This is a genomic window from Ilumatobacter sp. (assembly GCF_041688325.1).
GTDB lineage: Bacteria > Actinomycetota > Acidimicrobiia > Acidimicrobiales > Ilumatobacteraceae > Ilumatobacter_A.
The window spans coordinates 1-10,990 of record NZ_JBDNIJ010000432.1 but is presented as its reverse complement, the minus strand read 5'-3'; the positions used below and the strand labels follow the sequence as shown (position 1 = coordinate 10,990).

Here is a 10,990-nt window from a genome sequence, read left to right as displayed (position 1 = left end):
TGATTTTCGACGGGTTCGACGATGGCCCACACTTCGGCGGGCGTGGCATCGAGATCGATCGAGACGGTCACATCACTCATACGATGATCATGCCCGACCAACCAGCAAGCTGAACAGTGGGTCTGTGTGACGTCGGGCTAGGCGTCGATGGTGATTGACTTCAACGTCTCGCACGCCTGCTCGGGCGGGAGCACGTTGATCAGTACTCCGGTGCCGCGTTCGAAGCCGGCCTGGGTGACAAGATTCGGCCACACGTGGGCGTGCCAGTGATAGCCGCCGCCATGCTCGTGCGGAGCAGTGTGGAAGCCGAGATTGAACGCCACATCGCCGAGAACGGTGGTGAGTTGACGGAGCGCATCACGCAGTGCGATGCCGACGGCCCGCAGGCTTTCGTCGCTCGCGTTCTGAAGATGTGCTTCGTGGTGGCGCGGAATGATGAGCATCTCGTATGGCACGCCGCTCCAGAATGGAGTGATCACCGCGACGTCATCACTGGCGATCACGACTCGCTCGTCGGCAGCGATCTCGGCTTCAACAGTGGTGCACAACAGGCAGCCGCCGGCGAATCGGGCGAAAGCCCGTTCCTCGTCAATGACTTCACCGGGGACGAAAGGCAGGCCGAGGATTTGGCCGTGCGGGTGAGCAATCGACGCACCTGCCTCGCGGCCGTGGTTGACGATGGCCTGGGTGTAGCGGACTTGATCAAGAGCTTCGTGCTCGGAGAACCGGCGACGCAGCGTGAACATCATCTCGGCGGCATGCTCGTCGTCAAGCTGATGGAGGCCGCTCTCGTGATCGGGCGTGTACACGAAGACTTCGTGGATGCCGCTGGCTTCTGCCTGGACATGAACCGGGCCGAGATTGTGGACCGCAAAGCCCTCGTCACCGTCGAATGCCGGGTATTTGTTCGGGATCACACGCATCGACCAACTGCCGTCGGCCTCAATTGTTTCGAGCGCCGGAGGCGTTTCTTCCTCGTTACCTGGACAGAACGGGCACGGACGGCCCAACTCAGGGTCGACGATGTCGGTGCGGCTGGCGAAGTCGCTCGGTCGCTCGGCCCGTTCGGCCACGATGGTGACCCATCGTCCGTTCAGCGGATTCAGACGCATCTGGCTCATCGTCTCACCATGCTACGACTGAATCTCACGCGAAACATGACATGCCGTCGACCTTGTGGCAGACCTTGTTGACAGTTCTTGTTGAGCAGTGGGCAGCGCAACCGGTCTACTGCGACGCAGCCCTGAGAGCTTGGCTGTATTGATGGTCGAGGCGACCCTGATTCCAGCGATGCATACCCCAGCCGGCGAGTGAACCGATGCCGAACGCTATGAGACCACCGACGCCGTCCATCCAAAAGTGGTTGCCGGTGATGACGATGCAGAACAGCGTGGCAAGCGGGTACAGCACGACGAGCGCCTTAGTCGATCGCCGACGGAGGAGTGGCCACACGGCGAAAACACACCAGGTCGACCAGCCGATGTGCAGGCTCGGCATTGCTGCGTACTGGTTTGAAATCGACGCCATCGTCTCGGAGTCGAACGACCACGGTCCGCCATATTGGGCAAGGGTGTCGACGAACCCGAACTCGCCTCGGCCACGAAACCGGCTGGCGAGGCAGGCGCCGCCGTACTGAGACGGGTCGAATGCGGGGCACGGCTTGTCGAGGAGCCGAGGTGGCATGAGTGGAAACCATGCAAAACCGACGATGGCCAGGCTGGTGGTCACTGCGAGCGTGTTGCGCCATTGCGGAAAGACGTCCGGGCGCTTGAGGTAGAGCCAGATAAAGACTCCGAGTGTCGCTGCGAAGTGGAGCGTTCCGTAATAGACGTTCCAGAACTGGATAAACCCGTGGTAGGGCAGAAACCAATCTTGGATTGTTTCTTCGTGATAGAGGCCCATCCAACGTTCGAGTTGGATCACTCGCTCGGCGTTGGTGAATGCCTGCTCGGGGATGCCGTCGGCAGCGATTTTGTTCGATCCAAACTGATTTCGCGTCCAAGAATAAATGACGTAGAAGGCACCGACAATCAGCGCTTCTTTCCACCAGAACGTGCGATGCTGCCGCTCAGGAGCGATTTTTTCTTCGGCAACCTGCATGGAGTCTGTACTGTATTCGAACGTAACGGATCTCTGACGAGCGGATTGACGCTCGGACCGTGCCTGCAGTTTCTGGCGCTCAAGCTCTAGGTGGACGTGCCGCAGCACTTGCCCATGAACTCGTCGATGCTGACGACGACACGGGTCATCTTGCCGGCAGCGATCAGGCCCCCGGCATCAGTAGCCGAGACCTCAAACCCGAGGCGTCGACCGTCGATCTTCTTGAGCACAGCCTCGGCGAACACCTCGGCGCCGATCGGCGTAGGTTGCAGGTGATCGAACTGCACGCGCATACCGACCGTGGTCGTGCCGATTTCGAGTGAGTTGGCCAGCGCGTTGTGGCAGGCCTCTTCACACAGCGCCACGAGCCTCGGCGAACCGAGCACGTTGACGATTCCAGAACCCAACGCAAGCGCCGTATCTGCGTCGGTGACCATCAGTTTGGCGTCGCCGCGCATACCCGTCTCAAAATCCACGACCTGAACGCTAACGCGATCGACCGGCGCGACACACGCTGTGCCGAAACTGTCATGTTCGACGACCCGACCGCACGAGTGTCGCCCCGACCGCCCACGTCGTAACCTGTCGGTTGTGATCGATGCAGATGTCCTGGAACGAGTACTCGCCGGAGCTGTGCGCACCGGTGCCGACTTCGCGGAGGTGTACGCCGAAGATAAGTCGAACACTTCGGCGGGCTTCGACGATGGCCGCATCGAACAGGTCACCAGCGGTCGTGACCGTGGTGCCGGTATCCGCGTCATCGCCGGCGACACCACTGGCTTCGCACACACCGCGGATCTCTCCGAGGCCGGTCTCGTCGCTGCGGCATCAGCAGCCGCCGCCGCGGCCAGCCAGGGCGGCGGAGGGGTCCGCAACGTGTCACTCACTCAGGCGCCAATCCACCGCCCGAACACGATCGTCCACCTCCCCGAGAGCATCGCCAAGGCCCGCAAGGTCGAATTGCTGCAGCGGATGAACGAAGCCGCCCGCTCGTACGGTCCCGAGATTGTCCAGGTGTCGGCCGGCTACGGCGACAGTCTGAAACGAACCCTTGTTGCGAACACCGACGGCGTTTTCGCGACAGACGAAATCATCCGCACCTTGCTCCGCATCAGTGCAGTGGCCGACGGTGACAGCGGTATGCAGACCGGCTACCAGTCGATGGGCCACACGGTTGGTTTCGAGATCTTTGACACCGTCGACGTCGAGGAACTCGCCCGCGATGCCGCTCGCCAGGCGATCACTAAGCTGCTGGCTCGCCCCGCGCCGTCCGGCGCGATGCCGGTCGTCATCAAGAACGGCTCCGGTGGCGTGCTCTTTCACGAGGCGTGCGGCCACGGCCTCGAAGCCGACCTGGTCGCGAAGGACTCGAGCGTCTACGCAGGCAAGGTGGGCCAACTCGTCGCCAACCCACTGGTCACCCTGGTCGACGATGGCACGATGCCGGGCGAATGGGGCACCCTCGGCTACGACGATGAAGGCCACATCACCCAGCGCAACACGCTGATCCAAGACGGCGTTCTCACCGACTACATGTGGGACCACATCCGTGCCCGCAATGCCGGCCGGCCTGGCTCGGGCAACGGTCGCCGCCAGAGCTACCAGCACCTCCCGATGGTCCGCATGACCAACACCTTCGTGCTCAACGGACCAGATACCCCGGAGGACATCATTAGCTCGACGCCCAATGGTGTCTACGTCGCCAAGCTCGGCGGGGGCAGCGTCAACACCGCCACCGGCGATTTCGTGTTCGGCATGACCGAGGCCTACCTGATCGAAGACGGCAAGATCACCGAGCCGCTGCGTGAGGGCAACCTCATCGGCAACGGCCCGAAGGTGCTGCGAGACATCGACATGCTTGCCAACGACTTTGCCATGGGCAACCCTGGCACGTGTGGCAAGGATGGTCAGGGCGTGCCGGTCGGCGACGGTCAGCCGACCCTGCGCGTGAAGGAACTCACCATCGGCGGCACTGCAGCATGAGCGCCTTCGAATCCGAACTGCAAGCGGTTGCCGACCGCGTCATCGCCCAAGCCAAGCCGGGCGAGCAGGTCGAAGCGTTCGTCACCCGCGGCGGCGAAACCGACGTCCGCATCTATCAGGGCGCAGTTGAGCACTTCGTGTCGGCACAGAGCGAAGGAATCGGCATCCGCGTCATCAGCGAGGGCCGCACCGGCTTTGCCTACGCGGGCACGCTTGATGAGTCGGCCATCAGCGAAGTACTCGCCGAGGCGCGCGACAACGTGCAGTTTGGCGAATCCGACGAGTGGGCCGCCCTCGCCGAGCCTGACGGCGTGTCGATCACCGAGCAATCTCTGTGGAACGACGCGCTTGCCGAGTACCCGACCGACGAGAAAATCGACCTCGCCAAGAAGCTCGAGAAGCTGGCTTCTGGGCAAGACCCCAGAGTCCGCGTCGACGACTCGAACTATGCCGACGCACACGGCGAGTCCGCTGTTGCATCGACCAGCGGTATCCGGATGTCGGGCCGCGAGAACGGGTGCTACGTGTCGGTCTCCACGCTCGCCGACGAAGGCGAGGGCGACGATGCCGAGACGCAGACTGGCTTTGGTTTCAGCGTCGGTCGGAGCCCGCACGAGTTCGACCTCGAGAAGGCGGCTCGAGAAGCGTCTGAGCGGGCAACTCGCCTCCTGGGTGCGACCAAGCCGTCGACAAGGCGCACCACTGTGGTCTTTGACCCGATGGTCACCGCACAGTTCCTCGGCGTGATCTCGTCGACGCTCAATGGCGAGGCTGTCGTGAAAGGCCGCTCACTCTTCAAGGACCGCCTCGGCGACAGCGTCGCAGCCGCCAACGTCACGCTGATCGACGACCCGACTAACACCAAGGCGTACAGCGCCACCGACGTCGACGGCGAAGGCCTCGCGGCCCGCCGCAACGTGCTGATCGAGAACGGCGTGCTGCAACAGTTCGTCCACAACTCCTACAGCGCTCGCCGCGCCGGCACCGTGTCGACCGGCAATGCCACGCGTGGCGGGTTCGCAGGTACCCCCGGCGTCGGCTGCCTTGCCCTCTCGCTCGTGCCAGGCCTGCGCTCGCAAGCCGAGATCATCTCAGATATTGACGACGGTCTGCTCGTGCAATCGATGCAGGGCCTTCATTCGGGCGTCAACCCCATCAGCGGTGACTTCTCAACCGGTGCAGCCGGTCTGTTGATCACCAACGGCGAAGTCGGCGCACCCGTGCGGGAGTTCACGATTGCTTCGACGCTGCAGCGAATGTTGCAGGACATCATCGAGATCGGCGGCGACATCGAATGGCTGCCGATGCGGGCCAGCGGATTGTCACTCGTGATCCGCGACGTCACGATGAGCGGGTCGTAGCTCGTCGACTGCTGGTTCCGCTCACGGGTCCTGTCACCGGCGACTGATCGGGCTGCGACGCCTCGTTCCTCGGCGACGGTCCCTCCTCAGTCCCCGCTGCCACCCGTTCGCTCTTTGCCTTGCGCGCTACTCCCGGCTCACCTTGAACTCGTTTGCTGATCACTCGCTCTGCGGCGGGGCGGTTGCCGGGCGGCCATGTGTCACCTCTTTTCGAAAAGCTGCTCGCTCAGGTTCTGTAGGACTCGCTGACGGAGCGGCAGGTGATGCCGAGAGCTGCTGCTTTGGCGGTGTCGAGGGCGATGCGGGCGGGTCGGACGAGTTGGACTGGGACGACTTCGGCAGTGGTGCTGGTCAGCAAGCGATGTGGGTCCAGGCCCATCCACATGGCGGTCGCCCGGGCGAAATCGGAACGGCTGAGCACTTCGGGGCCGGCGACATTGAGTGGGCCGGCGATGTCCGGTCGTGCGGCGAGTTCGGCGATCGCGTTTGCGACATCGGCGGCGTGGACGGGGCAGCGGTACTCGTCGGTGAAGAAGGTCATCGGGTGTCGATCGCTGCCTGTCGACAGCGCCCGTTGCACGTCGAGTTGGACATGACCGAGGTGGTCGGTGCCGTAGAGCAACGAGGTGCGGATCATCACGGCGGTCGGACATGCCAGCATCACTGCATCTTCGGCGTCGCGTTTGTCGCGGCCGTAGTCGATGGTCGGGAACGGGCGGTCGGATTCGGTGTACGGGACTGCCCGACCCGGAAAGATCAGGTCGGTCGACATGTGGACGAGCCGGGCACCGCAGGCTGCAGCGGCTTCGGCGACATTGCGGCTGCCGTCGACAATCGACTGGCGCTCGCCTCTGCGGTGCGCGAGGTTCACCACAGCAGCAGGCTTCCAGTCGGTGATCGCATCGATCGTCGAGTCGCGTCGAGTGATGTCCATCGACGACGATGAGGGTGCAATCAGTTCCCACCCGTCGCTGGCGTGGCCCGTCGTGAGGTGGCGGCCGAGAAACCCAGAGCCGCCGGTGACCAGCATCAGCTTCCGACGTCGCCCCCGCAGTGCCATGACCGCAGGGTACGGCACGACATTGAACGCCGTGATGCTGACGTGCTGCCGCCGCGCAGGCGAGTCAGGCGGATAGAACTCGTGAGTGCCGATTCTTCATGCCATCGTGCTCGGACTCGTGCAGGGCTTTTCCGAGTTCCTTCCGGTCTCATCGAGCGCACATCTCCTGTTTGTTCCGTGGTTGCTTGGCTGGGACGACTTCAGCGGTGCTGGAGGCGAGAGTCTGAAGCAGTCGTTCGATGTCGCGCTGCACCTCGGCACGTTCGTTGCGGTCCTCGGATACTTCCGCAAAGATGTGAAGAGTTACGTGGTCGAAGGCACCAAGCTGGTGTTCACCCGGTCGAAGCCGGTCACGACCGATGGTCGTCTCGCCTGGCTCTTCGTGCTGGGGACCATTCCCGCCGCGGCGATCGGTGCGATCTTCGAAGACCAGATCGGCACAGCGCTTGGCTCTCCCCTCATCATCGCCCTGTCGCTCATCGGCTTCGGCATCTTGCTGGGCGTTGCCGACCGCGCAGCGGGCACGCGCAAGGTCGAGGACTTCCGGATGCCCGACTCGCTGAAGGTCGGTCTGGCGCAGGCGCTCGCCCTCAACCCGGGCACCAGCCGTTCGGGCATCACGATGACCGCAGCACGCTGGATCGGCTTCGATCGCGACGCCGCGGTCCGCATCAGCTTCGTCATGTCGTTGCCCGTGATCCTCGGTGCAGTCGCGTTCAAGATGCTGAAGATGTTCAGCGAAGGCGGCTACGAGGACTTACTCATCCCGATGGCCGTTGGCATCGTGACGTCGTGCATCTCGGGCCTCGTCGCAGTGTGGGGCACGATCAAGCTGGTCAGCACTCGCAACCTGATGCCCTTTGTCGTCTATCGCATCGCGATCGGTGTCGTGATGCTTGTGATCCTCGCGGTCGGCTGGCGCGAGAACATTGCTGTCTGACCCGCCCGGGCTCGCGTCAGGGCACAAACAGAATCGACGCGAGACCAATCTGAGCCGCAGCGGCGATCATCGGAGCGTCGGCTGCAGCAACCGCGACGAAGACGACCTCGTCGGCGAGCGACACGACCTCACCCCACTCGGCGAGCACGATGCCCTCTGACGAGATACGGACGCGGGAACCAACGACGGCACCCCGTGCGAGCGGGTCAATAATCCCGACGACGACTGACTCGGTGGTCGCCCCTCCGACCGGCCCGGCGACTGTGGTGATATCGGTGCTGGTGAGAACTTCACCGGCAGTCACCCGTTGCCGCAACGTGGCACCCGCCGGGAGGGATCTCAGCGCGGCTCGGGGCACCAGAGCCGTGGGAAGATCGCGTCGCTCGACACTTGGCGGGTCGCCTGCTGCTCGGTCATCGATTGCAACGAGCACCGAAGTGGTTTCACCCCATGCTGCGCGGGCGGTATCGACCTTGCGGAGTTCGGCGTGGACCATGAGGCCGACGGCGCCGGCGAGCGCGAAGACAATGAGCCAATAGATCCACCGATGATGGGCCAGGAAAACACGGACTCGCACAGAAACGTGCATGGAAACGTGCATGGAAACTCCTCAGAACGAACGGTCATGAGGGGGAATCGGTGTAGATGATCGTAACGCTCGTGACCCAAGTTCACTGGAACTGGCCGACTGGAGTCGGCCCGCGCGTTCAGGCTGGTAATGCAGGAATTGCCGCGGTGATCAGTTGGCGAACGTGATCGACGTTCTGCTTCACCATCGCGAAGACGGTGTTCATCGTGACGGGCTCATGCCCGTCGACACCTGCGTCGTAGTCGGTGACGAGGGCGACCGAGGCGTACGGGATTCCGACTTCGGCTGCCAGGACTGCTTCGGGGTAGCCGGTCATATTGACGACGTGCCACCCCATCTGGCGGAACCAGATGCTTTCGGCTCGTGTCGAGAACCGCGGTCCGTTGATGACAACCATGGTGCCGGCATCGTGCACGGTGACGCCGTCGAGCTGACGACCGGCGTCGATCAATGCGATGCGTACCTCGCGGGAGTATGGCTCCGCGAAAGTCTGGTGATGCACGGGCCCATCGGACCCTGGTGTGCCGTCGTCGGCGCCGACATCGTGGAACGTGTCAGCCCGACCGTTCGTTCGATCGACCACTTGGTCAAGCACGACGAACGATCCGGGGTGCAGGTCGGGCTGCAGTGATCCGACAGAACACGGCGCCACGATCGATCTGACGCCGAGGGACGCCAAGGCCCAGACGTTTGCCTGGAATGGAACGCGGTGCGCGACATATTCGTGGTTGCGGCCGTGGCGAGCAAGAAATGCGACTCGACGTCCGCCGAGAGTTCCGACAGCTATCGGGGCTGCGGTTGGCCCGTAGGGCGTGGTGATCTCGACGTCGGTGGCGTCGGAGACGAAGTCGTAGAACCCTGATCCGCCAAAGACGCCAACCTCGGCACCGAGATCGGTTGCCCGGTCGTCGAGTGGGATCAGCATCAGGTTCGGTTGGTCAGCCGGACGAGTTCGACGGGGCAGTCTTGGTCTTGGTCTTGGTCGACGTCGACGAGCTCTTCGAGGAGTCGGTCGATGAACTCTTTGAGGAGTCGGTCGATGAACTTTTTGAGGAGTCGGTCGATGAACTTTTTGAGGAGTCGGATGACGGACTGCTGGAAGAGCCGTTTGACGACTCGGATGACGAGCCATTTGACGAATCCGAAGACGTGGATCCGGCCGGTGTCGTGGTCGAGGTCTTGCCGCGGTTGTCGTTCTTGAAGAAGCCGCTGCCCTTGAACGTGACGCCAACGGGCTGGAACACCTTCTTGACCGCGAGCGTGTCTCCGGAGTCAGGGTGGACGACCTCGGTCAGCGTGTCGTCTTTGAACGACTGCTGGATCTCGATGGTTTCACCGGTTTCGACGAACTTATAGACATAGGTGGGCATAGCGGGGACAAAGATATCGGCTCACAGCCATGCCAACACTGCTCGGTGCCTCAGTTCGATGTGGAGGCTCACTCAGTCGCGATTGCCTGGTGGGTATGGTGGCGCTCATGCAGGTTCGCAACGCAGTGATTCCCGCCGCAGGGCTCGGGACTCGTTTTCTTCCGGCAACCAAAGTGGTGCCGAAGGAACTGTTCCCGATCGGCGATCAGCCAGCACTGCAGATCGTCATCGACGAGGCGCTGGGTGCGGGGATCGATCACATCATCGTCGTGAGCAGCCGGAACAAACCGGCGATCGAGGCATATTTTAAACCGGACGACGAACTCATCGGCAAACTCGACGAATCCGGCAAGACCGAACTGGCTGACCGACTCCGCTCGATCGGACGCGATTGGCGTGCAACGATTGTGTACCAGGACAATCCGAAGGGCCTCGGCCATGCCGTTGGTTGTGCGCAAGAAGCAGTCGGCGACGAACCGTTCGCCGTCATGTTGCCCGATGAGATCATGGGCTCATCCGCGCTGCTCGCCCAGATGAACGGCGTGTGTGCATCGACTGGCGGCAGCGTCGTCGCAGTTGCCGAGGTGCCGCGGCACCTGGTCAGCTCGTATGGCGTGATCGACCCGTCGGGCGAACTGTCCGACGACGGCGTCATCCCGGTCAAGGACCTCGTGGAAAAGCCTTCCGTGAACGAGGCGCCGAGCAACTACATCATCACCGGTCGGTACGTGCTGACGGCCGACGTCTGGGGTGAGATTGCAGCATTGCGACCTGGTCGAGGCGGCGAACTGCAGCTCACCGATGCGCTCAAGGCACAGGCCGCGCGAGCGCCATTCCACGCAGTGGTGTCGGACGTGAGCCGGCACGACACCGGCCACCCGCTCGGGTTCCTGACTGCTTCGATCGAGCTTGGCTTGGTCAACCCGGAACTGCAGGGGGACCTGCGCAAGTTCCTCGGCAACCTTGAGTACTGAGAACTATTACAGCCGGCGGAACAGGTCGTGGTAGTCGTTGACCAGGCCGTACGAGTCGATGTCGAATTCGGTCTCGAAGCCCGAGTCGAGGTTGCTGTAGGCGAAGCGATTCGTCGCGAGTCGGTGATAGCGCTGGCGGACAGGAACGATGCCGAGCGTTTCGACATCGACGTGTGCGGTCGTGATGTCGGCGGCGTCTCCGACGTCGAGTTGCAGCCGGCGGATCGGCAACGTGTTCGTAAATGGCGTGATCGACAGATCGATGTCGTAGCAGCCGTCGAGGTCGGGCCGATGGGCGCCGTTCAACTCGCCCCAGCGGCTACTGCCGTCGGTGCCGAGCCAGAGGTCAGGCTCGTCGAGATCGCGGAATAACAGAAACTGGCGGATCGACCATGTGGCCGACAGCCGAAGAACGTAGGACACGTTTGCCCCGGCGACTTCGCTCGTGACGGTCCACCCTTCGTTTTCCCAGCGGAGATTGACGGTCTCGTTGCCCGGGCCGTCGAGGTGTGTCCAGCGGGCGGTGAAGCCGTCGGCAGGGAACGCAGTCAACGCAGTCGTCACATTCATTACGTTACGAGCCGTTACGTCACACCCTCACTACACCCTCACT

Annotated in this window: 12 protein-coding genes; 4 read left to right on the top strand and 8 right to left on the bottom strand. The window is 62.8% G+C overall.

What is annotated here, in order from left to right; translation table 11 throughout:
- Positions 1–137: 137 nt before the first annotated feature.
- From galT to ACH2EI_RS21050, 3 genes are all read right to left on the bottom strand, one after another.
- Positions 138–1,121: a galactose-1-phosphate uridylyltransferase gene (galT, locus tag ACH2EI_RS21060; RefSeq protein ID WP_395154639.1), complete on the bottom strand. Its 984-nt coding sequence runs from the start codon at positions 1,119–1,121 to the stop codon at positions 138–140.
- A gap of 106 nt (positions 1,122–1,227) precedes the next feature.
- Positions 1,228–2,100 carry a phosphatase PAP2 family protein gene (locus ACH2EI_RS21055; protein WP_395154640.1) on the bottom strand — a complete coding sequence of 291 codons (873 nt, stop codon included), beginning with the start codon at positions 2,098–2,100 and terminating at the stop codon, positions 1,228–1,230.
- An 86-nt stretch (positions 2,101–2,186) separates the two neighbouring features.
- Entirely contained in the window at positions 2,187–2,576 is a 390-nt protein-coding gene (locus ACH2EI_RS21050; RefSeq protein ID WP_395154641.1) for a thioesterase family protein, read from the bottom strand.
- A 115-nt stretch (positions 2,577–2,691) separates the two neighbouring features.
- Between ACH2EI_RS21050 and ACH2EI_RS21045 the strand changes: the two genes are divergently transcribed.
- Together ACH2EI_RS21045 and ACH2EI_RS21040 are read left to right on the top strand one after the other, a co-directional pair.
- Positions 2,692–4,083 carry a TldD/PmbA family protein gene (locus ACH2EI_RS21045; protein ID WP_395154642.1) on the top strand — a complete coding sequence of 464 codons (1,392 nt, stop codon included), beginning with the start codon at positions 2,692–2,694 and terminating at the stop codon, positions 4,081–4,083.
- Positions 4,080–5,444, top strand: coding sequence for a TldD/PmbA family protein (locus ACH2EI_RS21040; protein ID WP_395154643.1), 1,365 nt, complete (start codon positions 4,080–4,082; stop codon positions 5,442–5,444). The genes ACH2EI_RS21045 and ACH2EI_RS21040 overlap by 4 nt, the downstream gene beginning before the upstream one ends.
- Before the next feature lie 226 nt (positions 5,445–5,670).
- On the opposite strand, the gene ACH2EI_RS21035 is transcribed toward ACH2EI_RS21040, so the two are convergent.
- The gene (locus tag ACH2EI_RS21035; protein ID WP_395161495.1) at positions 5,671–6,504 is read right to left on the bottom strand and encodes an SDR family oxidoreductase; all 834 of its coding nucleotides are present in this window, start codon (positions 6,502–6,504) and stop codon (positions 5,671–5,673) included.
- Between the two features lie 85 nt (positions 6,505–6,589).
- Here ACH2EI_RS21035 and ACH2EI_RS21030 point away from each other — a divergent pair, with 85 nt between their 5' ends.
- Complete coding sequence (locus tag ACH2EI_RS21030) at positions 6,590–7,444, top strand: undecaprenyl-diphosphate phosphatase (protein ID WP_395152815.1); 855 nt, start codon at positions 6,590–6,592, stop codon at positions 7,442–7,444.
- A 16-nt stretch (positions 7,445–7,460) separates the two neighbouring features.
- Here the strand turns inward: ACH2EI_RS21030 and ACH2EI_RS21025 are convergent, their stop codons facing one another.
- The 3 genes from ACH2EI_RS21025 to ACH2EI_RS21015 all read right to left on the bottom strand — a co-directional run bounded on the left by ACH2EI_RS21025 (position 7,461) and on the right by ACH2EI_RS21015 (position 9,403).
- Positions 7,461–8,033 (bottom strand): hypothetical protein, encoded by a 573-nt coding sequence (locus ACH2EI_RS21025; protein WP_395152816.1) that lies wholly within the window; start codon positions 8,031–8,033, stop codon positions 7,461–7,463.
- A 118-nt stretch (positions 8,034–8,151) separates the two neighbouring features.
- On the bottom strand, positions 8,152–8,958 hold the full coding sequence (locus ACH2EI_RS21020) for an S-methyl-5'-thioadenosine phosphorylase (protein ID WP_395152817.1): 807 nt from the start codon (positions 8,956–8,958) through the stop codon (positions 8,152–8,154).
- Positions 8,959–8,971: 13 nt separating this feature from the next.
- Positions 8,972–9,403: an FmdB family transcriptional regulator gene (locus ACH2EI_RS21015; RefSeq protein ID WP_395161493.1), complete on the bottom strand. Its 432-nt coding sequence runs from the start codon at positions 9,401–9,403 to the stop codon at positions 8,972–8,974.
- A 107-nt stretch (positions 9,404–9,510) separates the two neighbouring features.
- Here ACH2EI_RS21015 and ACH2EI_RS21010 point away from each other — a divergent pair, with 107 nt between their 5' ends.
- On the top strand, positions 9,511–10,377 hold the full coding sequence (locus ACH2EI_RS21010; protein ID WP_395152819.1) for a UTP--glucose-1-phosphate uridylyltransferase: 867 nt from the start codon (positions 9,511–9,513) through the stop codon (positions 10,375–10,377).
- Positions 10,378–10,383: 6 nt separating this feature from the next.
- Here the strand turns inward: ACH2EI_RS21010 and ACH2EI_RS21005 are convergent, their stop codons facing one another.
- The gene (locus tag ACH2EI_RS21005) at positions 10,384–10,941 is read right to left on the bottom strand and encodes a putative glycolipid-binding domain-containing protein (RefSeq protein WP_395152820.1); all 558 of its coding nucleotides are present in this window, start codon (positions 10,939–10,941) and stop codon (positions 10,384–10,386) included.
- Between the last annotated feature and the right edge of the window lie 49 nt (positions 10,942–10,990).